Source organism: Amycolatopsis mongoliensis (assembly GCF_030285665.1).
GTDB classification, from domain to species: domain Bacteria; phylum Actinomycetota; class Actinomycetes; order Mycobacteriales; family Pseudonocardiaceae; genus Amycolatopsis; species Amycolatopsis mongoliensis.
In genome coordinates, this window is sequence record NZ_CP127295.1 from 7577566 (window position 1) to 7602520 (window position 24955).

Below are 24955 nucleotides of genomic sequence, written 5' to 3' on the forward strand. Positions count from 1 at the left end.
CGCCGCGTGGCGGTGGCCTGGGCGCCGTCCGGCGGCCGAAGATCGGGTCATGACCTACGCGATCGATCCCGAGCTGCTGCCCTGGCTGGACATGCTCCCGGCCGTGACCCTGTCCGACTACGACTCCCTGGTCGCCGCGCGCTCCGCGATGGGGCAGCTGGGAGAGGTCCTGCCGGCCTACGAGCCGGCGAGCCCGGTCGACGTCCGTGACACGACGGTGCCGGGGCCGTCGGACGCGCCGGACGTCCCGGTGCGCGTCTACGCCCCGGCGAACCGCACCGGCGCGGTGCCCGGCCTGCTCTACATCCACGGCGGCGGGTTCGTCCTCGGCGACCTGGACATGTTCCACGCGTCCCTGCTCCGGCTGGTCGACGAGCTGGGCATCGTGATCGTGTCGGTCGACTACCGGCTGGCGCCCGAGCACCCGTTCCCGGCTCCGGTCGAGGACTGCTACGCGGCTTTGCAGTGGGTCGAGGCGAAGGCGGCGGAGCTGGGCATCGACCCGGCCCGGCTCGGCGTGGGCGGCGAAAGCGCGGGTGGTGGCCTCTCGGCGGCGGTGGCGCTGCTGGCCCGCGACCGCGGCGGACCGGCGTTGTGCTTCCAGTACCTCGGGATCCCGGAGCTGGACGACCGCCTGGACACGTCGTCGATGCGCGCCTACACCGACACCCCGCTGTGGAACCAGCCGAACGCGGTGTTCAGCTGGACCAGCTACCTCGGGACCGAACCCGGCGGCGGCGACGTCTCGCCCTACGCCGCACCGGCCCGGGCGGCGGACCTGGCCGGGTTGCCGCCCACCTTCGTCACGACCTGCCAGTTCGACCCGTTGCGGGACGAGGGAATCCAGTACGCGCAACGCCTCGCGCACGCGGGCGTGGCGACCGAGCTGCGGCACTACCCGGGCACGTTCCACGGGTCGGGGATGGTGGCGACGGCGGAGATCTCCCGCCGGATGTTCGCCGAGGAGGTCGAAGCGCTGCGCCGCGGGCTGCGCGTCTGAGCTAGCCGCGGGGAAGCCCGCTCGCCAGGGCTTTCCCGAACGCGACAGCCGTGTCGCAGGCCCCACCGCCCGTCTTCGACGCGAAGATCCGGACGTGCTCGGACTCCTGCGCGTCGAGCGGGCGGTGGTTCCACGTCAGCGCGCAGCTCTCGCCGGTTTGGTGGCGGGTGCCGGTCACCCCGCCGAGGTCGACCGGGGTGCCGGTGTCCGGCACCGAGGTCGGCGTCTTCTCGAAGGTCAGCTGCAGGGACGTCGTCGCGGTCCACTCGCACTCGCGCAGGCGGTTCAGCTTGGTCTCGCGGACCGGCCCGAGCGCCTGCGCGACCGCGGCCCGGTCGAGCACGGCGCACGGGTCCAGCGCGAGCAGCGTCCCGGGCGCCAGGGCGTAGCCGTTGCCGCCGCCGTGGAGCCGCTCCAGGACCTTGCCCAGCGTGGCCTTCGCCAGGGCGCACGTGTCGGCGAGCGCGGTCACGCCGAGCTCCGGCTGCGCAGGCACCTGGACGCTCGCGTCGCAGGTGCTGCCGCCGATCTCGGTGAAGAGCACCTGCCTGCCGTCGAGGTCTTCGGTGGGGCGGCCGCCTTCGACGTAGATCTGGTCGCCGAGCTTGACCGTGATCTTCCCGCCCGAACGGGACTCGTAGGTGCAGCGATCGAGGTGACCGGTGTCCGGGTCGGCCCGGAGCTTGCCCGCGTCCGGGACGGTGACGTCGTCGAGCACCCGGCACGGATCGGCGCGGCGCAGGGTGTCCAGGCTCGTCGGGTCGAGGTTCGCGCCGGCCGTCGGCGGGTCCGCGTCCGCCTTGGCCACCGCCAGGGCGATCAGGCTGCCCGCGGCGAGTGCGCACACGGCGGCCAGTGCGGTGACGACCGGCAGCCGGCGACGGCGTTTCGGCGGCGCGGAGGGCGGGGGAGGGGCCGGCCAGGACAGCGCGGTGCGAACCGCCGCGTCCTGGGTCGCGATCAGGTCGTGCACCGCCGGCGGCCACGGGCGGGTGCCGGGCGGGACCGGGCCGAGGAAGTCGAGGATCCGCTGCGGCGTCGGCCGCCGCGCCGGGTCCTTCGCCAGGCACGGCTCGACGAGCGCGCGGATCTCGGGTGGCACGGCGGCCAGGTCGGGGACGGCGTGGACGACGTTGTAGAGCATCTGCGCCGTCGTCGAGCCGGCGAACGGACCGCGTCCGGTCGCCGCCATCACCAGCAGGCCGCCGAGGGAGAAGACGTCGCTCGCCGGGGTCAGCGGACGGCTTTCGGCCTGTTCGGGCGACATGAACGCGGGGGAGCCGACGATGCCGCCGGTGCCGGTGAGGTCCGAGCCGCCCTCGGCGGCGCGGGCGATGCCGAAGTCGATCACGCGCGGGCCGTCGCCGGTCAGCAGGACGTTGCCGGGCTTGAGATCCCGGTGGATCAGGCCGACGCGGTGGATCTCGATCAGCGCGGTCGCGAGGCCGACCGCGAGCCGGCGCACCGCGTCGACCGGCAGTGGCCCGGTGGCTTCGACGGCCTCCTTCAACGACGGCCCGGTGACGAACACCGAAGCCAGCCAAGGGGTTTCGGCGTCCGGGTCGGCGTCCATGACCGCGGCGGTGAAGGCGCCGGAAACCCGTTGCGACGCCTGGACTTCCTGCCGGAACCGGGTGCGGAAGCGGGCGTTGTGCGCGAACTCCGGGTGGACCTGCTTGAGCGCGACGAGCCGGCCGTCGGGTGCCACGCCGAGCAGGACGCGGCCCATGCCGCCCTCGCCGAGCGCGGCGACCAGGCGGTACTTCCCGGCGTGCCGGGCGTCGCCGGCTTCGAGTGGCTTCACGGTTTCGGCAATCCGGGCCGGAGCGCCTGGGCGAAGTCCTGCGCCTGGCGGCAGATCTCGGCGTCGGGGAGCGTGCTGGCGGAAGTGCGGTAGCTGACGACGACGTTCTCCGAGGAGTCTTCTTCGAGCGGACGGTGCTGCCAGGTCAGGCTGCAGAACCCGGTCGCGGGGTTGGACCGTTTGGTGGCGAGGTACGCGGTGACGCCGCCGAGGTCGACGGTCCCGGTCGAGTCGTAGTAGGAGTCCTTCGACTGCACGGGCCGGGTGCCGCGTTCGAGCGACACGGCGACCTCGCCGCCGACCTGCCAGTGGCATTCGTGCAGCCCGGTGGGTGCGACCTTGGTGACCGGGCCGACGATCCGTTGCGCGGTGGCGGTGTCGACCAGGCCGCACGGGTCGACCGGCGCGAGTCCTCCCGGCGCGGCGGGCGAACCGGCGCGCCCGGCGCGGAGGCGTTTCACGGCTTCGGTGAGCGCGGCCTTCGCCGCGTCGCAGGGCTTGGCGAACGGCTTGGCCGCTTGACTGGCTTCGACGCCGATCGTCGCGTCCGGCCGGTCGACGACCGGCACGGACGCGGTGCAGCCGCCCGCCGTGTCGTCGACGCTCAGCGGGAGGCCGTCGAGCTCGCCGGCGGCCGTGCCCTTGGCGGTCACCGGGCCGCCGACGGTCAGCTCCAGCCACTGGCCCTGCGGGGTGTCGTAGACGCACTCGAAGAAGTGCACGTCGATCTCGGGGGTGAGCTTTCCGGTCCCGGGTACCGACGGCAGCACCTGGCACAGGTCGGCGCCGCGCAGCCTGTCGGGGCCCAGCGGGTCCGGGTTCGGCGCGGGCTTCGTCGTGACCGGCGCGGGGGTGCTCGCCGGGGCGGCGGTCGCGGCGCCGTCGTCGCCGCTGGTCAGGGTGACCGCGGTGATCGCGCCGGCCACGACGACCACGGCTGCGGCGGCGGCGAGCGCGATCCGGCGACCCCGGCGCCCGGGCTTCTTCGTCAGCACGGCAGCCACCTCGGCCTGGCGGCGCGCGATGAGCGCGTGCACGGCCGGCGGCCAGGGACGCTGGACCGGCGGCAGGGGGCCGAGGAGCTCCAGGACCTGAGCGGGCGTCGGCCGGCGGGCGGGGTCCTTGGCGAGGCAGGGCTCGGCGACGGCACGGACCTCGGGCGGCAGGAAGCGCAGGTCCGGGTGCGTGTGGACGACGTTGTAGAGCGACTGCGGGCCCGACGCCCCGGCGAAGGGGCTGTGCCCGGTGGCGGCGAGCACCAGCAGGGCGCCGAGGGAGAAGACGTCGCTCGCCGGGGTCAGCGGCCGCCCGTCGGCCTGCTCCGGCGACATGAACGCCGGCGAGCCGAGGATGACGCCGGTGTGGGTCAGGTCGGTGCCGCCCTCGGCGGCGCGGGCGATGCCGAAGTCGATGACGCGCGGGCCGTCGTCGGCGAGCAGGACGTTGGCGGGCTTGAGATCCCGGTGCACGAGCCCGGCCCGGTGGATGCCGGCGAGCGCCGACGCCAGCCCGGCGGCGAGGTGCCGCACGGCGGCCGCCGGCAGCGGCCCGGTCGCGTCGACGGCCTCCTGCAGCGAGGGCCCGGCGACGAAGACCGACGCGAGCCACGGAGTCGGCGCGTGCGGGTCGGCGTCCATCACGGCGGCGGTGTAGGCGCCGGAGACGAGCCGCGAGACCTCGACCTCGCGCCGGAACCGTTCGCGGAAACCGGGATCGTGGGCGAACCCGCGGTGCACCTGCTTGACGGCGGCCAGCCGCCCGTCGGGGGCGACCCCGAGCAGGACGCGGCCCATCCCGCCCTCGCCGACCGCGGCGAGCAGCCGGTACCGCCCGGCCTGCGCCGGCTCACCCCGCCCCAACGGCTCCACGCCCCACCTCCGCGGGCGATCGTAGAACGTGCCACCCGGCCGGCGGCGGGGAATGGCCTGATCCGGCCCGGTCCGGTGATCTGCTACCGACGGCCGGCTCCGGCTCGGCCCGGCGGGCTGTGGTGGTGGTCGGTGCTCGGGCGGCAGGGGTGGTCGGTGCCCGGGCAGCAGGCTGGCGGGGCGGGCCCGGCCCGGCGGTCCGCGGTGGAGGTCGGGTGCCCGGGCGGCAGTTCCGCGCAGCGGGACCTCGACAGGCTGCACCCACCCCGCGGGGCCACCGCCAGTCGCGCGCCACTTCGCCGCTCCTGCGCGATCATGGCAGTCTCCCGCGAAAGGAACCACCGTGACCACGACCGTCGGTCTCCTGCACCCCGGCGCGATGGGCGCCGCCGTCGGGGCGGTGCTCACCGCCCGTGGTGTGCCGGTCTTCTGGCTGCCCGCCGGGCGCGGGCCCGCGTCGCGACGGCGTGCCGAGGACGCCCGGCTCACCGAGACCCGGGACATCGCCGGCTGCGACGTCGTCCTCGGCATCTGCCCGCCCGCCGCCGCGCTCGACGTCGCCCGGGCGGTCGCCGCCACCGGGTTCGGCGGCGTCTACCTGGACGCGAACGCCATCTCTCCCCGGCACGCCGGGGAGATCGAGGGGATCCTGGGCAAGGCGACCGTCGTCGACGGCGGGATCGTCGGTCCGCCACCGCGGTCGGCCGGGACCACCCGCCTCTACCTCTCCGGGCCCGCGACCGCCGTCGCCCGGCTGGAGAGCCTGTTCGCCGGCACGCACCTGCGCCCCGTCGCGCTGGACGGTCCCGTGGGCCGAGCGTCGGCCCTCAAGCTCGCCTTCGCCGCCTACAACAAGCTCACCTTCGCGCTCGCCGCGCAGTCCCACGCGCTGGCGGAGCGCCACGGCGTCGGCGGCGAACTGCGGGAGCTCGCCGCCGACGTGCTGCCCGGGACACCGCTGGGCGCGCCCGAAGGGATCGCCTCCGCCGGGCGGCGGGCCTGGCGCTGGGAAGGCGAAATGGCCGAAATCGCGGAAACCTGCGCCGCCGCCGGGCTGTCTCCGGCGCTCGTGACGGCCGCCGGAGAGCTGTTCGGACGCTGGCGCGAGCACCGCGACGACGACGGCGTCACCCTCGCAACGCTCCTTCAGGCGCTGGTCACTCCGCCGGAGTGACGTCGATCAGCACCTTCCCGGTCGCGCCCTTCTCGGACGCGATGTGGGCCTCCGCGGTGTCTTCGAGGGGGAAGCGGTGGACCGGCACGCCGTGGTCCTCGCCGAGCCGCAGCGCGCCGTCGGCCAGTGCCGCCGTGACGTCTTCGGCGCCGGCGCGGAGTTTGTCCGCCCCCACCGTGTAGAGCACGATGAACTGGTACCGCGCGTTCAGCCACAGGTTGGCCCCGAAGTCGAGGCTGACGGTCCCGGTGCCGCGGTCGTCGCCGTAGATCGCGACCGTGCCGCGCGGGCGCAGGACCTCGGTGTGCAGGCCGGCGTTGACCCCGGCCGCGACCTCGACGACCAGGTCGACGCCGTCCGGGGCGACCTCGCGGATCCGGGCGCCGAGTTCCGGGTCGGGGTAGCGCAGCACGTGCTGGGCGCCGGCGGCCCGGGCGAGCGCGGCCTTCTCCTCGCTGCTGACCGTCGCGATCACCGTCGCCCCGGCCCAGCGGCCGAGCTGGATCGTGGCGTTGCCGACCGCGCCGGCGCCGCCGCTGACCAGCACCGTCCGGCCGGCGAGGCCGCCGGGGGCGAGCCGCGTGGGCCCGTCTTCGGCGACGGTCAGCGCCCGGTGCGCGGTCAGGGCCGGGACGCCGAACCCGGCGCCTTCGTCGAACCCGGCGGCGTCGGGCAGCCCGACCAGCTGCGCGGCCGGGAGCACGGTGTACTCCTGCGCGGTGCCGGCTGCCGGGCCGTAGGTGCCCGAGAGGATCAGCCACACGCGGTCGCCGGGGGCGAAGCCGGTGACGTCCGGGCCCACCGCGTCGACGACACCCGCGCCGTCCTGGTTCGGCACCGTTTCCGGTACCTCGGTCCCGGCCTCGGCGCCGCGGCCGAGCCGCTGCTTCCAGTCGGTCGGGTTGACCGCGGACACGACGATCCTTACGCGGACCTCACCGGGCCCGGGGTCCGCGACGGCCCGCTCGGACAGCGACAGCACCTCGGGTCCGCCGTGGCGGCGGTAGACGACTGCTTTCATGCCGGGTGCAATCCCGCGGCACCGCGGGTTATTCCCGGCGCCCGGAAATGCGGTGACGGTGAATCCGCGGCGGGTGCCGGCCAAAAAACGGCGGAAATCGATGCCGTGCGGGTGATCCCCCGGCCGGGCGATTTTCCGTGCTGCCCGAGCGAAAACGGCCGCCGTCGCAGAAACTGGGCGCGTGGGAGAGGAAAAGCGCGGCCCGGGGGACGAGCGGCCGAAGCGCGACGACGGGGAACCGACGCCGATCTTCGACGCGGTGTTCAGCGCCACGCGCGCGCGGGCGACTACGAAGAATCCGCCGGGTGAGCCGGAGAAAACGGGACGCTGAATCGCTTTCGGCGGCGTGGGGAGGGGAACCGGGGTGCGCGAGGGGTGGGCGTGGCGCGCCCTGGCCGTGACGTTCGCGGTGGTCTCGGCGGCCCAGGCCTACCTCGCGGCGGAGATGGGCGTGGCGTGGGCAGCGGCCCTGGCGGCGGTGTTCCTCGCGACGGCGATCGCGTGCGGGTTCGCGGCCCGGGACTGGCGTCCCCGTTGACCTGTGGCACTTTGTTCGACATCCGCAGCGATCATGTAGCATTTCGCGCGCATGTGGACCTGCGGCCGAGGAGTGGAACGTGGCAGGCGTGGTGAACAGCATGATCGCCGCCGAGCACGCGGCGGGCGCCACGATCTCGGAACTGGCCGAGCGCTGGGGCATCGACCCGCGCCAGGTGGTCGAGCGCCTCTCGGCGGCCGCCGGTTCCTGACGGCCGCCGCGGCCGCCCTCAGATCGCGCGTTCCCCCTTGCCGAGCACCACGATCCCGCCTTCGCTCACGTGGTAGTGCCCCCGGTCCCGGGCCAGGTCGACGCCGATGTGCGCCCCCGGCGGCACGACGACGTTCTTGTCGAGGATCGCCCGCCGCACCACCGCACCGCGGCCCACGCGGGCCCCGTCCAGCAGCACCGACCCCTGGACCACGGCGCCCTGCTCCACGAGCACGTCGGGCGAGAGCACCGAGTCGACCACCTGCGCGCCCGAGATGATGCAGCCGTTGCTGACGATCGACTGGTTCGCCGTGCCGCCTTCGACGAACTTCGCCGCCGCCCGCTGCCCCGGGTGGGCGAGGATCGGCCACTTCCGGTTGTAGAGGTTGAAGATCGGGTGCGTCGAGATCAGGTCGGTGTGCGCCTCGTAGTAGCTGTCGATGGTCCCGACGTCGCGCCAGTAGCCGTGGTCGCGTTCGGTCTCGCCGGGCACGACGTTGCCGCTGAAGTCGTAGACCGCCGCTTCGCCCGACTTGACCAGCGCCGGGATGATGTCGCGGCCCATGTCGTGGTGCGACGCGGCGTTCTCGGCGTCGGCGTGCAGCGCTTCCAGCATCACCTTGGTGGTGAAGATGTAGTTGCCCATCGACACGTACGACTCCTCGGGGGAGTCCGGCAGGCCCGGCGGGTCGTCGGGCTTCTCCATGAACGCGTCGATCATCAGGCCGTCGGTGGTCCGGATGACGCCGAACGAGCTCGCCTCCGCCCGCGGGACGCGGATCCCGGCGACGGTGACCCCGGCACCCGAGGAAATGTGGGCCTCCAGCATCTGCCGGGGGTCCATCCGGTAGATGTTGTCCGCGCCGAACACCGCGATGTACTCGGGGTCCTCGTCGTAGACCAGGTTGAGGCTCTGGTGGATGGCGTCGGCGCTGCCCTGGTACCAGCGCGGGCCCAGCCGCTGCTGCGCCGGCACCGGCGTGACGTACTCGCCGGTCAGCGCCGAGAGGCGCCACGTCGTCGAGATGTGCCGGTCGAGCGAGTGCGACTTGTACTGCGTCAGCACGCACAGCCGCCGGAACCCGCCGTGCACCAGGTTCGACAGCACGAAGTCGACCAGCCGGTGCACACCCCCGAAGGGCACGGCGGGTTTCGCGCGGTCGGCGGTGAGCGGCATCAGCCGTTTGCCCTCGCCGCCCGCGAGCACGATGCCCAGCACGTCGGCTCCAGTGTTCACGACGACCTCCCGCACGCTTCGTAGAGGGCGACCGTCTGCTCGGCGATCGCCTTCCAACCGAACTCGCCGACCGCGCGCTCGCGGCCGGCGGTACCCATCGCGGCGGCCCGGTCCGGCGAGCCCACCAGCTCGTTGAGCGCCGCGCCCAGCCGCGCCTCGTACCCGGCGGCGTCCGCCTCGTCGTAGTGCACCAGCAGGCCGGTCCGGCCGTCGTCGACGACCTCGGGGATCCCTCCGACGTCGCTGGCGACCACGGCCGTGCCGCACGCCGCGGCCTCGAGGTTCACGATGCCGAGCGGCTCGTAGACCGACGGGCAGGCGAACACCGCGGCGTGGGTGAGCAGCTGGACGACTTCGGGCCGGGGCAGCATCTCGGGGATCCAGCGGACGCCGGTGCGGGTCTTCTCCAGGTCGGCCACCAGGCCGCGGAACTCGGCGTCCAGTTCGGGCGTGTCCGCGCCGCCCGCGCACAGCACCAGCTGCGTGCCGGGGTCGAGCGCGGCGCCCGCGCGGACCAGGTGCGGGACGCCCTTCTGCCGGGTGATCCGGCCGACGAACAGCACGTACGGCCGGTCCGGGTCGATGCCGTGCTTCTCGAGGACGTCGGTGCCGGGGTCGGGCCGGTAGAGCGCGGTGTCGATGCCGTTGTGGATCACGTGGACGCGCTCGGGCGGCACGGCCGGGTACGCCGTGAGCACGTCTTGGCGCATGCCGCCGCTGACGGCGACGATCGCGTCCGCCGCTTCGTAGGCTTCGCGCTCGATCCACGACGAGACGCGATAGCCGCCCCCGAGCTGTTCGGCCTTCCACGGCCGCAGCGGCTCCAGCGAGTGCGCGGTGACGACGTGCGGGATGCCGTGCGTCAGCTTCGCGAGGTGCCCGGCCAGGTTCGCGTACCAGGTGTGGCTGTGCGCGAGGTCGTGGCCGTCGAGGGCGTTCGCCATCGACACGGCGATGTCCATGGTCGTGAACGCCGGCTGGCGGTAGCCGTGCGGATCGGTGTGCCCGGTGGCGTCGGGGCGGTCCGCGCCCCAGCAGTGCACGTCGAGATCGACCAGCGACCGCAACTCCCGGGCGAGGAACTCCACGTGAACTCCGGCGCCGCCGTAGACCTCCGGCGGGTATTCCCGGGTGAGCAGGCCGACCTTCATGACCGAAACCCTATGGCCTCCCGGGCCTGTGGCGCAGTCTGGCGTCCAGGGGAATCTCCGGAGTTTTCGGTCACTGCTCAGATGAGCGGCAAGATCAGAGTCCGTAGAGGCGTTTCCAGTTGTCCCGCGAGGTCAGCTCCGGCATGGCGCGCTGGTACCGCTCCTGCGCCGCCGAGCCCTCCGCGCGCAGCCGGCGGATCACCCGGATGCCGCGTTTGGCCAGTTCCAGGGCCTTCGCGCGGTCGTAGGACCGGACGCGGACGCCTTCCTGGTTCGCGTCCGTCACGAGCACCGTCGAGAACAGCGACGTGTGCCACCAGTGGGCCTCGTCGGAGGGCACCGCGCCCAGACCGAACCGGTGGCGCCCGGTGGTCTGGTGGAGCAGCCGCTTGAGGAGGACGACGAGCGTCCGGCTCGGCGGCGGCGCGCTGTTGATGATGCCGATGTCGTTGGAGGCGATGCCCGGGACGTCGGTGGCCTTGTGCCGCTTGGTCTCCGGGTACTGGTCGCGGATCCGGCGGATCTCCTGCATCGCCTCGACCCCGCCGTCCCGCAGGACCTGCGGGCCCTCCAGGAAGTCCTCCACCGTCTTGATCAGCGTCGCCGACAGCCCGTACTGCATCCCCAGCAGATACCGCACCAGCTGCGCCAGCAGCACCCGGGAGAGCAGGTTGAGGTTGAACGGCGAGTGCAACGCCGCGGTGATGATCGAGTTGCGCAGGTTGAAGTACCGGTGCCACTCGTCCCAGTCCTTCATGTGGAAGTCCGCGTGCCACACCCCCGCCCCCGGCAACGTCACCGTCGGGAAGCCGTGCGCGCGGGCCCGGTAGGAGTACTCCGCGTCGTCCCACTGGAAGAAGAACGGCAACGGATACCCGGTCGCCTGCACCACCTCGTACGGGATCAGGCACGACCACCAGCCGTTGTACCCGGCGTCCAGGCGCCGCTCCTGCCGGTTCGGCTTCAACGTCTCCTCATCCACCCCCAGCAGGTCCGCCGTCGACAGGGAGTGCTCGACCGGCTGGCCGGGCTCGAGGGTGTTCAGCCGGGCGTATTCGGCGCCGACGTGCAGCTGGTTGGGGTGGAACAGGTTGAGCATCTGGCCGCCGACGATGATCGGGTTGGCGGCGCGGTTGGAGAACGCCGTCATCCGGATCACCAGGTCCGGCTCCAGCAGCACGTCGTCGTCCATGAACAGCACGTTCGCGTGCTCGGTCGCGGTGTGCCCGGCCACCTCGAACAGGCCCCGGGTGAACCCGCCGGCCCCGCCGAGGTTCGGCTGCTTGATGTAGTGCAGCTTGTCCGCCAGGTCCTTGGCGACCTGCTCGAACCCGTCCCGGGACTCGACCAGGTCGCTGCCCTGGTCGGCGACGTAGATGGCGTCCAGGGTCTCCAGCGAGGAGACGTCCGCGGCCAGGGCCTGGAGGTTCTTCAGGCAGTCGTCGGCGCGGTTCATCGTGCAGATCGTCACCGCGGTCGGGCGGATCTTCTGCGGGGCCTCGACCGTCCAGCGGACCTGCTCCACCCGCAGCGTCTGCCCGCCCTCGGTTTCCAGGTCGAGCCAGAGCGCGCCGCCGTCGTAGAACTTGTCCAGCTTCGAGGTCAGCGTGATCTTGTGCTGCTTGACGTCGGCGACCTGCTCGGCGGCCACCACACGCGGCTCGCCCTCGACGTCGGAGGCACCCATCGACAGCAGCCCGGTCCCGGTGACCACGGCCTCGACCGACACCTCGGTCACCGTGGTCCACCGCTGCCAGTAGGAGGCCGGGAACCGGCCGAAGTACGTGTTACCCGACACCTTCGTGCCGGGCTCCAGCCGGAGCGAGCCCCGGTCGCGCACGGCCGAGCCGCGGTGGACTTCGGCGTAGAGGTCTTTGCTGACGATCGGCGCGGGGCCCGCGTAGAGGCCGCGCTGCGCGGTCAGGTCGGTCATGGTCAAGCTCCGCTTCCGTTGCCCCGGACGAGATACAGCTGCTGGGTGCCGGCCCACGGCGACGTCAGGGTCCAGTGGGCGAGCGCGCCGGGCGGCGGGTCGCCGCGCACCAGGGCGTAGTCGGTGACGATCGGCCGGTCGCCGAAGTCGAAGTACCTGAAGTTCACGTCGACCAGGGCCCGGCCGAGCGCGCCGAGGTGGGCCTTCCGCTCGGTGATGGCCGGCCCGACCGCGCCGCGGTCGTCGAAGAGGTCGACGATCGCACAGCCGCAGCTGTAGGCGAGCACGCCGATCTCGCCGCCGCTGCGCACGGTGCCGTCGCCGACCAGCCGGCCCAGCTCCGGGCCGATCCGCTCGTAGTCCGCGGTGGCGTCGTGGTTGGACATCAGCGGTGCGAACCGGCGCGGCAGGCCGTCCGAGACGTAGAACCCGGTGCTCACGACCAGCACGCCGGTCACCGCGACCGCGGCCGCCACCCGGGCGGGCGGGCGGACGGCGGCCGCCGCGGCGGCCGCCAGGAACAGCGTCGCCGTCACCAGGCTCGGCCCGTAGTACCAGTGGTAGGGCGGCACGTGCAGCCGGGTGTAGGCGAGGTAGTGCGCGAGGCCGGCGGGGACCAGGGGCGCGAACGGCAGCACCTTCGTCCACAGTGCACCGCGGTGACCCGAACCCGCGAGCCAGACCAGGAACGCCACCACGGCCAGGGCGGCCGGCAGGAACGACAGCCCCGTCGCCCAGGGGAAGGTCTGGGCGTAGAGGCCGGGGCCGTTGCCGAAGTCCCACTGCCCCCAGGACCTCTGCAGCGTCTTGATGATCACCGTGTCCGGTACCGCCGACCCGAGCACCACCCAGCTGAAGGCGAACCAGGGGAGCGCGACCGCCGCCGCGGCGAGCACCGACTGCCACGCCTTCTCCCAGAACCGGCGCCGCGCCGCGAACAGCACCACCGCGACCACCACCAGGTCCAGGCGGACGAGCGCGAGCAGCCCGGTCAGGACGCCGAGGGCGACCGGCCGCCGCTCCCCGGCACACACCAGCAGCCAGGCGATGCCGGCCGCGCCGAGCTCGACCTCCAACCCGATCGACGACAGCAGCAGCGGGTTCACCGTGAGCAGGGCGACCGCGGCCGGCGCGAACCAGGACGGCAGCCCCGCCCGGTCGCCGGCCCGGCGCAGGGCGAGCACCAGCGCGACCTGGCAGAGGACGAACAGCGCCCCGGCGGCGAGCACGGCGTCGCGCAGGACCAGGGTCAGGCCCGCGAGGAGCAGCACGTTCAACGGGGACGTCGCCGTGTTCGACGTCTCGGCCGGGATCAGCCCCCAGTGCCCGTGGAAGGCGAGGTTGCGCGCGTAGGAGAGCGTGATGAACGTGTCGTCCACGAGGTGCGGGCGCACCACGGCGAAGACGAGCACGGACAGCACGGCGGTGACACCGGGCAGCACCCAGCGCCGCGACCGGGACACCGGGGCCGCGATCCCGGCGGCGGGCTCCCGCCGTTGCGCCAGGGTCACGGTTCGCGGACGAGGGTGAAGTGGCCGACGCCCTTCGCCGCGGACTGCACCTGCCAGCTGTCCGGCCCGGTCGCCGGCCCCGAGGCGTACTGCAGCCGGTAGTCCGGCTTGCGCGGGGTGATCGAGCGGTCGAGCCAGTGGTAGTTGATCCGCAGCGCGAGGCTCATCAGCGGGTTCGCCTTCGCGATCCGCTGCTCGACCAGCTCCTTCGCGTGGCCGCGGTCGGAGAACTCGTCGATGATGGCGCACTCGCAGTAGTACGCGAGGGTGCCGATCTCCCCGGGGCTGGCCACGCTCGCGCCGTCGAGGCGCTTGCCCAGTGCCGCGCCGACCCGCGCGTAGTCCTGCGCGCTGGCCCAGTTCCCGAAGATGACCGGCGACTTCCACGGCAGGCCCTGCGCCACGTCGACGGCGGCCGCGCTCAGCACCAGCACCCCGGTCACCCCGAGGGCCAGCAGCGGGGGACCGGTGCGCAGCACCGTCCGCTCGCGCGCCTGGCCGAACCAGGCACCGAAGGCCGCGACGGCGAACGAGCCCACCGTGGTCGTCGGGGCCACGTAGTACCAGTGGAACGGCCCGACGCCGATGAACGAGTAGGCGACGAAGTACAGGATCCCGCCGCCGCCCAGCGCCGCGACCGGGCCGAGGGCGGGGAACTCCGGCCACCGGACGGAGAACCGCGCGGCGGCCCACGCGGCGAGCGCGACCACGCCGAGCAGCGCCGGGACGAACGCCACCAGCACGGTGACCGGGTAGCCGAGGTAGTACATGACCGGCCCGGTGGTGTAGGTCCACGGCGCGAACAGCCCCACCTGCGTCTGCTTGATCGCCAGCGTGTCGGGCACGAACGAGCCGAAGGCGACCCAGCTCACGACGAACCACGGCGCGGCGGTCAGCACCGCGACGCCGGCGGCGGGCAGCAGGCGCCGCCGGATCGCCGGCGCGCTGAGCGCGATCACCACCACGAACACGACGAGGTCGAGCCGGGTGAGGACGGTGAGGCCGGCGGTCACGCCGAACCGGATCGGCCGCCCTTCGAGCGCGAAGACCGTGAGCACCAGCAGGACAGCGGGAATCAAGAGGACTTCGAGGCCGATCGCGGACAGCACGAACGGGTTGAGCAGCACCAGCGCGACACCCAGCACCCCGGCCGCGGGGGGCAGCGCCAGCGTCCGCCCGATGCGCTGCCACGCCCAGCCGAGCGCGCCGCCACACAGGACGGTCAGGATCCCGAGCGCGACGACCGGATGCGGGTCGCCCGCCACCCGCGTCACCACGGTCAGCGCGGCGAGGAGCAGGACGTTCAGCGGTGAGGTCGCGGAGTTCGCGGGTGACCCGGGGATGATGCCCCATTCACCGTGCACGGCGAGGTTCTTCGCGTAGGCGAGGGTGATGTAGCCGTCGTCGGTGAGGCTGCCGCGCACCACCAGGAAAGCGGCGGCGGCCAGCAGCGCCCCGAAGACGGGCAGTACCCAGCCCCGTGCGTTCACCCGTTCCGCGTTCGTATCCGGAAACACTTGCCCACTCTGTGAAAGCGCCGTCGGCGCCGGATCCGTCATCTGCCCGATCGACATAGCCCGGGGACCGTAGTGACGGTTCATTACCGCAGTGCTACGGCACGGTTAGGTCCACCGGCCCGGTTCGACATCACCCGATCGTGACATGGCCGCGGTGGGCCCGCAGTGTGACCGGGCTCCACTGTGGACGACCTGCCGGCGGTCAGGCCCGGCGCCGCCGGGTGACCAGCACCAGCGCGGTGCCGCCGGTGAGCAGGAGCACACCGAGGCCGAGGGCCGGGCCGACGTCGGTGCCGGTGTCCGGGAGGGTGCCCGTGCCGCCGGGGGTGGTCGGCGCGGGCCCGGGGACCGGCGAGGTCGTCGAGGTCGTCGAGGGGGGCGTGGCCGGGGTCGTGCTCACCGGCGTCGTCGTGGTCGGTTCGGGCGTTCCGCCGCACGAAGGCAGGTCGCCGAGGAACGGGTACGCGTGGAACTCCTGGCCGCTGCCCCGGCCGCCGTTCGTGCCGTGGACGAGGTTCCCGGCCGTGAAGAAGCGGCTGTTGGTGCCGGGCAGCGTCACGGTCGTCGTCCCCGCCGGGTTGCCCGCGAGCACGCTGCCCTGGAACATGCCGCTGCCGGTGAGGCCGATCGTCGCCGCCGCCGGGAAGTTCCACAGCAGGCGCGGGCGCAGCTTGTTCAGCGGGTCGGTGTCGTCGAGGGTGCCGGCGAACGCGATGCCCTGCGTGCTCCCGCCCGGCCCGGCGATGTCCTGGGTGACGGTGAAGACCTGCAGCGCCGACTTCCCGTCGCCGGTGAACAGCGTCTGGTGGTGCTGGTTCTGCACGGTCCCGGTGGCGACCGGCCGGACGCCGACCGTTGCCGAGCTCGCGGGGGCACGGCCGCCCTGCCCGGCCACAGTGGACGGACCTGCGCCGATGAAATCCGGATGACCACGACTTCCTCCCGGGGCGGGATGCGCCGGCCCGGCCCGCTTCCTAGGCTGGACGTCGTGGGGGCGAGGGTGGTGAGCGGGGTCCGGGCCCGCCTGGAGACGAGTCTCGGCCGCGCCGGGATCGCGCTGCCGTGGTGGGTTCCGGTCGCCGTGACCGCCTTCGGGGTGGTGCTGGTGGTGGCGGCGGTGGCGCAACGAGGGGCGCCGGCACCGCCGGCACCGATCGTCCTCGCCGGGCTGCTGGCCGTCGCGACCGCGCTCGGCTGGACCGTCACCGGCGTGCTCGCGCCCCCGTGGCTCAAGGCGCTCACCGTGCTCGCGGCCGTGGCGATCCTGCTGGCGCGGCCGGTCGTGCCCGATTTCGCCCCGGTCGTGCTGGTCGTGCTGGCCGCCGAGACGGCGGCGGTGGCGCGGCCGGCGATCGCGTTCGCCGTCGCCGCTACGAGCGTCGCGACGCTGAGCGTGGCCGCGGCCCGGGTCGGGCTGGTCGGGTTCCCGGTCTACGTCGCGGCCGTGCTGCTGGGCCTGGCCGCCGGCTTCATGCTCCGCTGGTACGTGCGGGCCCTGGACGCCGAGCGCGCCGCCCGGGACGCCGCCCGCGACCAGGCCGTCCTCGCCGAACGGCAGCGGATCGCCCGCGAGGTGCACGACGTCGTCGCCCACTCGCTGAGCATCACGTTGCTGCACCTGACCGGCACCCGGCACGCCCTGCAGCAGGATCGTGACGTCGAAGAGGCCCTCGAAGGGCTCGCCGAGGCCGAGCGCGTCGGGCGGACGGCGATGGCCGACATCCGCCGGACCGTCGGGCTGCTCGCCGAGGCGCCCGCCGGGACCCGTCCGCTGCCCGGCGCCCGCGACATCCCCGCCCTGGTCGAGCGCACCCGCGCGGCCGGGCTGGCGGTGCACTACGAGCAGGAGGGCGACCTGGCCGCCGTGCCGGACCTGGCCGGGCTCGGGCTCTACCGCATCGCGCAGGAGTCGCTGGCCAACATCGCCAAGCACGGCGGCGGCGCGCCGGCGCGGCTGCGCCTCGACGTCGGCCCGGCCGAGGCCCGGCTGGTGGTCCGCAACCGGCTGCCCGCCGGCGGCCCGCCCGGCACCGGCGGATCGGGCCTCAAGGGCATGTCCGCGCGGGCCGGCCAGCTGGGTGCCGAGCTGACCGCGGGACCGGACGGGGCGGACTGGGTGGTCGCGGTCGGCGTGCCCGCGGGCGGCCCGGCGTGACGGCGGGCGAAGTCCGGGTCCTGCTGGTCGACGACCAGGAGCTCGTGCGCTCCGGCCTGCGGCGGATCCTGCGCCGCCGCGACGGGTTCGTCATCGCGGGGGAGTGCGGTGACGGCGCGGAGGTGCCCGCGGCGCTGGCCGCCGCCGACGTCGACGTCGACGTCGTCGTGATGGACCTGCGGATGAAGCACGTCGACGGGATCGAGGCGACGCGGCGGATCGGCGGCCGGCCGCCCGTGCTGGCCCTGACCACGTTCGACGACGACGAGCTGCTGGCGGGCGCGCTGCGCGCGGGCGCGGTCGGCTACATCCTCAAGGACTCGCCCGCCGAGGACCTCATCCGCGCCGTCCGGGCGGTCGCCGCGGGCGACGCCTGGCTCGACGCGGCGGTGACCGCCCGCGTCCTCACGACCTACCGGCGCGCGCCCGCCGACGAACCCGCGGGCCCGCCGCCGGGACTGCTGACGCCACGCGAGCTGGACGTGCTGCGAGCGGCCGGGCGCGGGCTGAGCAACGCCGAGATCGCCGGTGCGCTGGTCGTCTCGGAGCTGACGGTGAAGAGCCACCTGGGCCGGATCTTCACCAAGCTGGGGCTGCGCGACCGCGCCGCCGCGGTCGTCTACGCGTTCGACCACGGCATCGTCAGCCCGCGAGTGTCCAATGTGGAGGATGCGCCGGTGCGGACGGTCGTCTCCGAGCCGGATCCGGTGCCGGGGTTGCGGTTCTCGGTGCTGGGACCGCTGCGCGCGTGGCGCGGCGGCAGCCCGCTGGATCTCGGGCCGGTGCGCCAGCAGGCCCTGCTGGCGGCGCTGGTGCTGCGCCCCGGCGTCACGGTCGGCCCGGCCGAACTGCTCGACGGGGTCTGGGGCCTGGACCCGCCGGGCACCGGGGGCCGCGTGCTGCCGGTGTACGTGCACCGCCTGCGCAAGTGCCTGCGCGGGCCCGGCGAGCGGACCCCGGACTCGGTGATCGGCCGTACCCGCGGCGGCTACCGGTTCGCCGGCGACGGCGTCCGCATCGACACGGCCAGGCTGGCGGAGCTGGCCGCGGACGCCGTCGCCGCCGAGGAGGCGGGTGACCTGGCCGCGGCCGCGTCGTCCTGTGCCGCGGCGCTCGGACTGTTCCACGGCGAGCCGCTGGCCGGGCTGCCGGGGCCGTTCGCGGACGGCCAGCGGCTGCGGCTGATCGAGCACCGGAGCACGCTGTGGGCGCGCAAGGCGCGGCTGCAGCTGCGGCTGGGCCGGTACGCCGAGACGGCCGACGAGCTGTCGGCCGTGTTGGCCCTGGAGCCGTTGCGCGAGCCACTGGCGGCGCTGCTGATGCGCGCGCTGCAGGCCACCGGCCGCCGCGCCGAAGCGATCGCGGCGTACGGCCGGATCCGTGACCGGCTGGCCGCCGACCTGGGCGTCGAACCGGGGGAGGAGCTGCGGCGCACCCACCGGGCGGTGCTCGACGACGTGCTCCACCCGGACTTCCCGGACTAGCGGTCAGGAGACCTGGCCGGCGCCCATCCCGGCGACGGCGGCGCGGGCCTCGGCGATCCCGGTGTGCAGCGGGAGCACGCGGTCCAGGCCGAGGATGGCCAGCGGCCGGGCGACCGCGGTCTTCGCCGCCGCGATGGCGTAGGGGATGCCGCGCGCGAGGGCTTCGCGGTAGGACTCGACCAGGACGCTGAAGACCGTCGAGTCGCAGAAGGTCGTCTCGGTGAGGTCCGCGACGACCGCGCTCGCGCTGCCGTGGAACGGGCTCAGCAGGACGTCCCGGAGCCGGGGCGTGGTGGCCAGGTCGAGGTCGCCGGCGCAGTGGACGGTCACGACCCCGGCCTCGGTCGTCGTCGCGAAGCGGGGCTGGACGCGGTTTTCGGTCATCGGACTCCCTCCTGCCCGCCCAGGTACCCAGCGCGAGCCGAAACCACTCGCCCGGGTGGGGCGGATCGCTGCGGCATCCGGGGGACAGCGATGCACAAGCGTTGCGCGCAGGTATAGCTTGGCGTGGCAGCACCCTTCCGCTCCGCGGCTGGACGAGCCGTGGCGGTTGCCACGCCCCGCGGCCGTCCGGATCCGGCTGACGCGGGCCGGATCCCCGGCGCCGGGCGGCGCCGAGGGGGACGCGGCAGGCCGACGCCCCGCCGCCGCGTCCCCTGTGGGGGTGCCGTTCGCGCGATGGGCGTGCTTCGGCCCGGCGGGCGGGGATTCCGGTTGCGCCGCACCGGAGTCGCCGCTCCGGCCCGCCCGGGTGACGGCGGCGTTTTGCCGCGTTCCGCCGGTTTGTCGCCCCGCCAACAGGGTTCGCCGATCTTCGCCGGGTGTTTCCGGGCACCGGCCGGTGATCGCCGCGCCGGGGTGCGGTCACCGAGTCCCCGCCGGTCAGGTGGCCTGGCCGTCGCTAAGCTGCGGCGAGCGAGGCGAAGGGGAACGGTGGAACCGAAGAACGTCGAGACGGGTGCTTGGGCGCCGGGCAAGGTCGCCGAGCTGCTCGGCGTCTCGCCGGTGACCCTGCGGAGCTGGAGCGCGCGGTACGGGATCGGCCCGTCGGCGGCGGCCACCGGACGGCACCGCCGCTACTCCGACGCCGACGTCCGGCGGCTGCAGCACATGCAGCGGCTCGTCGCGCGGGGGATGCCGGTGCGGGAAGCCGCCGCGGCGGCCTTCGGCGGCTCGCCCGCCGACCCGCCCGAAGTGCCTGCCGCCCGCCTGGTGCGCGAACTCGAGGAAGCCGCCGAGGAGCTGCGGTCGGCGTCGGTCTCCGGGCTGCTCGACGAAACCCTCGGCACGCTCGGCCCGGCCGCCGCCTGGACGGATGTCCTGGCCCCGGTCCTGCGCAGCCTGGGCGACCGCTGGCAGCGCGGCGATCTCTGCTTCGCGTCGGAATGGGCCCTGACGACGGAGATCTCACTGGCGTTCGAGCGGTTCAGCCGCCGCTTCCCGGCGGCCGTCCCCGGCCGCCCGGTCCTGCTGGCCTGCTGCCCCGCCGAACGGCACTCCTTGCCGATGGAGGCCCTGCGCGCGACCTTGGCCGAGGCCGGGGTCCCGGTCGCCTACCTCGGCCAGCTGGTGCCGGCCGAGACGGTCGCCGACCTGGCGGCGCGCCTGGACCCGGTGCTGGTGCTGCTGTGGTCCCTGGCGGCCCCGACGGCCGACGACCTCCTGGCGACCCGCGTACGCGACCTGGGCCGCGTCGTCGGTACCGCCGGCCCGGGCTGGCAGCACCTCGGCGACCGCGGCTTCGCCCGGGTGAACGACCTGGCGTCGGCAATGGAGCTGGCGGTCGGGCACACCGAGGCATAGCAGCGGCGAGGGGCTCAGGTCACGACCTCGGCGGACCTGGCCACGGGCCGCCGACCGTCGCGCGAGCTCAGTCGCTGCACCGGCCGAGTTCGGGCCCGCGTGCGAGGAATCGGCCTTCGGCAAAAGCAGGCTCGTGCGCGCCAAGGCTCAGCGTGCTGGCCAAGCCGACCCCGCGCGCCATCGGCCGCCGCGCAGCCCGGCCCCGCGCCCGCTCAGCCCAACGCTTCGAGCACCCGGGTCAGCTCCGGCACCACCGCGTCCCCGAGCCGTTCGAACTCGCGCTTCAACAGCGGGCTCGCCAGCTTCGCCCACCCGTGGAACACGATCGTCGCGCGGTACCGGACCGTCGTCCCGTCCGGGCCCGCCGACAGGCCGAAGTCGTCCGTCGAGGTCGCGGTCTTGTTCTCGCCCACGAACGTCACCCGGCCCGCGTCGCGGCGGGTCAGGTGGTAGTCCAGCTCGGTCCGGCGGCCGCGGAACTCCGACACGTTGTGCCACTCGGCGCCCACCGTGATCGGACCCTCGTCCGTGCGGGTGCACGACACCGTGCCCGGGTCCCAGTCCTCGGTGTGCGCGAAGTCGGCGAGGTACTCCGCGACGCGTTCGATCGGCGTGCGCACGGTGACGGTGCGTTCGACCTGGACCATCGGACCTCCCGGAGCAGTTCGCTGCATAGCCGATGCAACCGTAGCGGGCACCGCTCAGCGAGGCACGGCGAGCCGCGCGCAGACATCGATGTCAACAATGCGGATTTTCTTGTCCTCCTTGTCTTCTTGACGCTCCCTGCGCGTACGGCGGAAGCTTCCTGGCAACGTTGTCACCCCCTCTCGACGGCGCCACCCCGTCAGGTCCGGCTGCCGCTTTCGGAACGGAGTTCGCATGGCGGAGGAGTACGGCATCACCGCGGATGCCGAGCCGGCGGAGGTGGCCGCCGTTTCGCGGCGGCACGTCCTGACCGCCGGGACCGGCCTGCTCGCCGGGTTCGGCCTCGCGGCCGTCCTGCCCGGGGTCGCCTCCGCGGCGCCCGCCGAGGCCGAGGCGCAGAAGACCGACCTGGCCCTGTTCCGGCCGGTGCAGGTGTCCTCGACCGCCTACGCCGCCACCCCGGCCGAGTTCGCCGTCGACGGCCTCGCCCGGGTCGGCGTGCAGGGCTCCGGCTGGCGCGCCACGCCGGGCGACGGCCAGTGGATCGTCGTCGACCTGCAGGGGCAGTGCCGGATCGACTCGGTCGTGCTGACCTTCGAGGCGCGGCCCGGGGACCCGGCCTTCGACGCCGCCGCGTCGCGCTCCCACACCAGCGGCTTCGAGATCCAGTCCAGCTACGCGACGGCGTTCGACCTCGACGTCTCGGGCGACGGCAAGGCCTGGCGGACCGTCCACCACACCGACACCGGCACCGGCGGCGTCGTGACGATCCCGCTGCCGGCCGTCACCGCCCGCTGGGTCCGCTTCTCCGCGTCGAGCCGCTCGACGACCAACCCCCTGGGGCTCAACGGTTTCCAGGTGTTCGGCACCGGCCCGCGCAACCGCCCGGCGGTGCACGGCTGGACCAGCTTCCCGGTCCGCCCGCACGACGACCCGCCCGCGCTCGCCGTCGCGGCCGACGGCACGGTGCCGCTCGAGTCCGGCTGGGTCCTCACGATGGACGACTGGGCGCCGGCCGGCGACGGCAAGGCGCTCTCCGGCGACACCGTCGACACCCGCGGCTGGCTCCCGGCGACCGTCCCCGGCACGGTCCTCGCGTCGCTGGTCGAGCAGGGACAGCTGCCCGACCCGGTGTCCGGGATGAACCAGCTCCACGTCCCGGAGGCGCTGTCCCGCCACGCCTGGTGGTACCGGCGACGCTTCGCCCTCCCGCGCGGCCTCGACACCTCGGCGGGCCGGCACGTCTGGCTCGAGTTCGACGGCGTCAACCACGAGGCGCAGATCTGGCTCAACGGCGCCGAAATCGGTACCCAGAGCCACCCCTTCGGCCGCGGCGCGTTCGACGTCACCGCGGCGCTGCGCCGCACCGGCGACCAGGCCCTCGCGGTGAAGATCTCGCCGATGCCACGGCCGGGCAGCCCGGGGGACAAGGGCGCCGACGGCAGCTCCTGGGTCGACGCGGGCAGCACCATGTTCGACAACTCGCCGACCTACCTCGCGGTGTCCGGCTGGGACTGGATGCCCGCGGTGCGCGACCGCGCCTCCGGCATCTGGGACCACGTCCGCCTGCGCTCCACCGGCGCGGCGGTCCTCGGTGACGTCCGCGTCGACACGAAGGTGCCCGACGCGGCCACGGCCGAGGTGACGCTCACCGTGCCGGTCCGCAACGCCGCCGCGACGGCTCAGCGCGTCAAGGTCACCGCCGCCTTCGGCCCGGTGAGCGTGTCGGCCACGGTCACCGTCCCGGCCGGGCAGACCACCGACGTCGCGTTCCCGGCCCAGCAGGTGAAGAACCCGAAGCTGTGGTGGCCCAACGGCTACGGCGACCCGAACCTGTACGACCTGACGCTGACCGCCGCGATCGGGGCGTCGACCAGCGACCGGCGGACGGCGAAGATCGGCGTGCGCGAGATCGGCTACCGGTACGACCAGCCGATCGTCATCGCCGACGGCCGGGCCACCCAGACCGTCGACCTCGCCCCGCAGAACGCCCGGTACGTCCGGATGCAGGGCCTGAAGCGCGCGACCGGCTGGGGTTTCTCGCTCTGGACGATGTCCGTCGTCGAGAGCTCGGCGCCGGGCACGGACCTGGCGCAGGGCAAGACCGCGACGTCGTCGTCGGTGGCCGACGGCAACCCGCCCGAGCGGGCTTTCGACGGTGACCCGAACACCCGGTGGACGTCGGCCTACGACGACAACCAGTGGCTCCAGGTCGACCTCGGCGCCGCGACCGCGTTCGACCGGGTCGTCCTGACCTGGGAGACCGCCTACGCGGCGACGTTCAAGATCCAGGTGTCGGCCGACGGCGGCACCTGGACCGACGCCGCGTCGGTGGACAACAGCCCGAAGCCGCTGACGTTCCTCGTCAACGGCGTCAAGGTGTTCGCCCGCGGTGGCAGCTGGGGCTGGGACGAGCTGCTGCGCCGGATGCCGGCCGAGCGGACCGACGCCGTCGTCGCGATGCACCGCGACATGAACTTCACGCTGCTCCGCAACTGGGTCGGCTCGTCCTACCGCCAGGAGCTGTTCGACGCCTGCGACAAGTACGGCATCCTGCTGTGGAACGAGTTCTGGGACGGCTGGTCGACCGACCCGGCCAACCACGACATCTTCCTCGCGCAGGCGAAGGACACCGTGCTGCGCTACCGCCACCACGCGTGCGCGACGGTCTGGTTCGGCTGCAACGAAGGCACACCGCCGGCGGTGATCGACAACGCGTTGCGCGAGATCGTCCACTCGAACACCGACCTGCTCTACCAGGGCAATTCGGCGGGCGGCGTGATCACCGGCGACGGCCCCTACTTCTGGCAGGACCCGAAGCGGTACTTCACGGGTGAGGCGACCGGCGGCAAGTACGGGTTCTGGAGCGAGATCGGGCTGCCGACCGTGTCGGTCGTCGAGAGCATGCGCAACTTGGTGGGCAAGGACGACCCGGGGTGGCCGATCGGCGCGCCCTGGTTCCTGCACGACTGGTCGACGGGCGGCAACCAGGCGCCGCAGAGCTACCTCGCGGCGATCGACGCGCGGCTGGCGCCGTCGACGAGCCTGGCGGAGTTCTGCCGCAAGGCGCAGTTCGTCAACTACGAGAGCATGCGCGCGATCTTCGAGGCCTGGAACACGAAGCTGTGGGCCGACGCCACCGGCGTGCTGCTGTGGATGTCGCACCCCGCGTGGCACAGCACGGTCTGGCAGACCTACGACTACGACCTCGACGTCAACGGCAGCTACTACGGCGCGCGCAAGGGCTGCGAGGCCCGGCACGTCCAGGCCGACCTGACGACGTGGCAGGTCCGGGTCGTCAACCACACGCCGGCCGCGTTGAGCGGGGTGACCGTCACCGCGCGGCTGTACGGTCTCGACGGCGCGAGCCTCGCTCCGGCGCGGCAGCAGAAGCTCGACGTCGCCGCGAACGTCGGTGCGGCGGTGTTCGCCGTGCCGTTCGACGCCGCGCACCCCGACCTGCACCTGCTGCGGCTGACCCTGACCGACGACGGCGGCGCGGTGCTGTCGGAGAACACCTACTGGCGCTACCGCGGCGACACGGCCATGCGCGCGCTCAACCAGCTCCCGGGCGCGCGGCTCACCACGTCGTCGAAGGCCGAGGGCGACGCGTACACGGCGACGATCCGCAACGACGGCAAGACGGTCGCGGCGATGATCCGGCTCTCGCTGCGGGAACGCAACGGCACGGATCGCGTCCTGCCGACCCGCTACGGCGACAACTACTTCTGGCTGCTGCCGGGGGAGAGCCGGACGGTCCGCGTCGAGCCGCGGCGGCGGGTGCCGGGCGCCCGGCTGCTGGTGGAGGCGTACAACGTGGCGGCGAAGCTGACGACGTAGGTCGCGGTTGGTGCGTGCGGACGAATCCGGGGGCTGATTTCGTACCCTCCGACGAACTAGGCTG

Annotated in this window: 19 protein-coding genes and 2 pseudogenes; 10 read left to right on the forward strand and 11 right to left on the reverse strand. The window is 73.7% G+C overall.

Annotated features, from left to right (window positions below; all coding sequences use genetic code 11):
• Window positions 1-49: 49 nt before the first annotated feature.
• Window positions 50-1000, forward strand: coding sequence for an alpha/beta hydrolase (locus QRX60_RS36460; protein ID WP_285995990.1), 951 nt, complete (start codon window positions 50-52; stop codon window positions 998-1000).
• 1 nt (window position 1001) lies between these two features.
• Here the strand turns inward: QRX60_RS36460 and QRX60_RS36465 are convergent, their stop codons facing one another.
• Together QRX60_RS36465 and QRX60_RS36470 are read right to left on the reverse strand one after the other, a co-directional pair.
• Window positions 1002-2804, reverse strand: a complete 1803-nt coding sequence (locus QRX60_RS36465) for a serine/threonine-protein kinase (protein ID WP_285995991.1) — start codon at window positions 2802-2804, stop codon at window positions 1002-1004.
• Window positions 2801-4672 (reverse strand): serine/threonine-protein kinase, encoded by a 1872-nt coding sequence (locus tag QRX60_RS36470; protein ID WP_285995992.1) that lies wholly within the window; start codon window positions 4670-4672, stop codon window positions 2801-2803. Before QRX60_RS36470 ends, QRX60_RS36465 begins: the two co-directional genes overlap by 4 nt.
• A gap of 343 nt (window positions 4673-5015) precedes the next feature.
• Between QRX60_RS36470 and QRX60_RS36475 the strand changes: the two genes are divergently transcribed.
• Window positions 5016-5846 (forward strand): NAD(P)-dependent oxidoreductase, encoded by an 831-nt coding sequence (locus QRX60_RS36475; protein WP_285995993.1) that lies wholly within the window; start codon window positions 5016-5018, stop codon window positions 5844-5846.
• Here QRX60_RS36475 and QRX60_RS36480 read toward each other — a convergent pair.
• Window positions 5830-6867, reverse strand: coding sequence for an NADPH:quinone reductase (locus tag QRX60_RS36480; RefSeq protein WP_285995994.1), 1038 nt, complete (start codon window positions 6865-6867; stop codon window positions 5830-5832). The two genes, QRX60_RS36475 and QRX60_RS36480, sit on opposite strands and share 17 nt — an antisense overlap.
• 181 nt (window positions 6868-7048) lie before the next feature.
• On the opposite strand from QRX60_RS36480, the gene QRX60_RS36485 reads away from it, so the two are divergent.
• The 3 genes from QRX60_RS36485 to QRX60_RS36495 all read left to right on the forward strand — a co-directional run bounded on the left by QRX60_RS36485 (window position 7049) and on the right by QRX60_RS36495 (window position 7616).
• Complete coding sequence (locus tag QRX60_RS36485) at window positions 7049-7198, forward strand: hypothetical protein (protein ID WP_285995995.1); 150 nt, start codon at window positions 7049-7051, stop codon at window positions 7196-7198.
• A 33-nt stretch (window positions 7199-7231) separates the two neighbouring features.
• The gene (locus tag QRX60_RS36490; protein WP_285995996.1) at window positions 7232-7405 is read left to right on the forward strand and encodes a hypothetical protein; all 174 of its coding nucleotides are present in this window, start codon (window positions 7232-7234) and stop codon (window positions 7403-7405) included.
• Window positions 7406-7484: 79 nt separating this feature from the next.
• A complete protein-coding gene (locus QRX60_RS36495) occupies window positions 7485-7616 on the forward strand; it encodes a hypothetical protein (protein ID WP_285995997.1) in 132 nt (43 codons plus the stop codon).
• Window positions 7617-7634: 18 nt separating this feature from the next.
• On the opposite strand, the gene glgC is transcribed toward QRX60_RS36495, so the two are convergent.
• From glgC to QRX60_RS36525, 6 genes are all read right to left on the reverse strand, one after another.
• Window positions 7635-8852 carry a glucose-1-phosphate adenylyltransferase gene (gene glgC, locus QRX60_RS36500; RefSeq protein ID WP_285995998.1) on the reverse strand — a complete coding sequence of 406 codons (1218 nt, stop codon included), beginning with the start codon at window positions 8850-8852 and terminating at the stop codon, window positions 7635-7637.
• Window positions 8849-10003, reverse strand: a complete 1155-nt coding sequence (gene glgA / locus QRX60_RS36505) for a glycogen synthase (protein ID WP_285995999.1) — start codon at window positions 10001-10003, stop codon at window positions 8849-8851. The genes glgC and glgA overlap by 4 nt, the downstream gene beginning before the upstream one ends.
• A gap of 94 nt (window positions 10004-10097) precedes the next feature.
• Entirely contained in the window at window positions 10098-11936 is a 1839-nt protein-coding gene (locus QRX60_RS36510) for a glycosyltransferase (protein WP_285996000.1), read from the reverse strand.
• A 2-nt stretch (window positions 11937-11938) separates the two neighbouring features.
• Entirely contained in the window at window positions 11939-13447 is a 1509-nt protein-coding gene (locus QRX60_RS36515; protein ID WP_285996001.1) for a hypothetical protein, read from the reverse strand.
• Complete coding sequence (locus QRX60_RS36520) at window positions 13444-14937, reverse strand: glycosyltransferase family protein (protein WP_285996002.1); 1494 nt, start codon at window positions 14935-14937, stop codon at window positions 13444-13446. The genes QRX60_RS36515 and QRX60_RS36520 overlap by 4 nt, the downstream gene beginning before the upstream one ends.
• 229 nt (window positions 14938-15166) lie before the next feature.
• The gene (locus QRX60_RS36525; protein ID WP_285996003.1) at window positions 15167-15859 is read right to left on the reverse strand and encodes a choice-of-anchor A family protein; all 693 of its coding nucleotides are present in this window, start codon (window positions 15857-15859) and stop codon (window positions 15167-15169) included.
• A 93-nt stretch (window positions 15860-15952) separates the two neighbouring features.
• Here QRX60_RS36525 and QRX60_RS36530 point away from each other — a divergent pair, with 93 nt between their 5' ends.
• The 3 genes and pseudogenes from QRX60_RS36530 to QRX60_RS51510 all read left to right on the forward strand — a co-directional run.
• Window positions 15953-17119, forward strand: a complete 1167-nt coding sequence (locus QRX60_RS36530; RefSeq protein WP_285996004.1) for a sensor histidine kinase — start codon at window positions 15953-15955, stop codon at window positions 17117-17119.
• Window positions 17116-17769 (forward strand): annotated as a pseudogene (locus QRX60_RS51505) (response regulator); the annotation flags it as partial. The gene QRX60_RS36530 and the pseudogene QRX60_RS51505, both read left to right, overlap by 4 nt.
• Before the next feature lie 147 nt (window positions 17770-17916).
• Window positions 17917-18603: pseudogene (locus QRX60_RS51510) on the forward strand (AfsR/SARP family transcriptional regulator); the annotation flags it as partial.
• A gap of 3 nt (window positions 18604-18606) precedes the next feature.
• Here QRX60_RS51510 and QRX60_RS36540 read toward each other — a convergent pair.
• Window positions 18607-18987 carry an STAS domain-containing protein gene (locus QRX60_RS36540; RefSeq protein WP_285996006.1) on the reverse strand — a complete coding sequence of 127 codons (381 nt, stop codon included), beginning with the start codon at window positions 18985-18987 and terminating at the stop codon, window positions 18607-18609.
• 549 nt (window positions 18988-19536) lie between these two features.
• Here QRX60_RS36540 and QRX60_RS36545 point away from each other — a divergent pair.
• A complete protein-coding gene (locus QRX60_RS36545) occupies window positions 19537-20406 on the forward strand; it encodes a MerR family transcriptional regulator (RefSeq protein WP_285996007.1) in 870 nt (289 codons plus the stop codon).
• Window positions 20407-20618: 212 nt separating this feature from the next.
• On the opposite strand, the gene QRX60_RS36550 is transcribed toward QRX60_RS36545, so the two are convergent.
• Window positions 20619-21053, reverse strand: coding sequence for an SRPBCC family protein (locus QRX60_RS36550; protein ID WP_285996008.1), 435 nt, complete (start codon window positions 21051-21053; stop codon window positions 20619-20621).
• A 232-nt stretch (window positions 21054-21285) separates the two neighbouring features.
• On the opposite strand from QRX60_RS36550, the gene QRX60_RS36555 reads away from it, so the two are divergent.
• A complete protein-coding gene (locus QRX60_RS36555) occupies window positions 21286-24891 on the forward strand; it encodes a discoidin domain-containing protein (RefSeq protein WP_285996009.1) in 3606 nt (1201 codons plus the stop codon).
• Window positions 24892-24955 lie beyond the last annotated feature (64 nt).

What these genes read in the sequence shown, in the direction of transcription:
- QRX60_RS36510 (WP_285996000.1), bottom strand. Translation starts at nt 11,936, where the DNA reads ATGACCGACCTGACCGCGCAGCGCGGCCTCTACGCGGGCCCCGCGCCG.
- QRX60_RS36550 (WP_285996008.1), bottom strand. Translation starts at nt 21,053, where the DNA reads ATGGTCCAGGTCGAACGCACCGTCACCGTGCGCACGCCGATCGAACGC.
- QRX60_RS36480 (WP_285995994.1), bottom strand. Translation starts at nt 6,867, where the DNA reads ATGAAAGCAGTCGTCTACCGCCGCCACGGCGGACCCGAGGTGCTGTCG.
- QRX60_RS36540 (WP_285996006.1), bottom strand. Translation starts at nt 18,987, where the DNA reads ATGACCGAAAACCGCGTCCAGCCCCGCTTCGCGACGACGACCGAGGCC.
- QRX60_RS36555 (WP_285996009.1), top strand. Translation starts at nt 21,286, where the DNA reads ATGGCGGAGGAGTACGGCATCACCGCGGATGCCGAGCCGGCGGAGGTG.
- QRX60_RS36460 (WP_285995990.1), top strand. Translation starts at nt 50, where the DNA reads ATGACCTACGCGATCGATCCCGAGCTGCTGCCCTGGCTGGACATGCTC.
- glgA (WP_285995999.1), bottom strand. Translation starts at nt 10,003, where the DNA reads ATGAAGGTCGGCCTGCTCACCCGGGAATACCCGCCGGAGGTCTACGGC.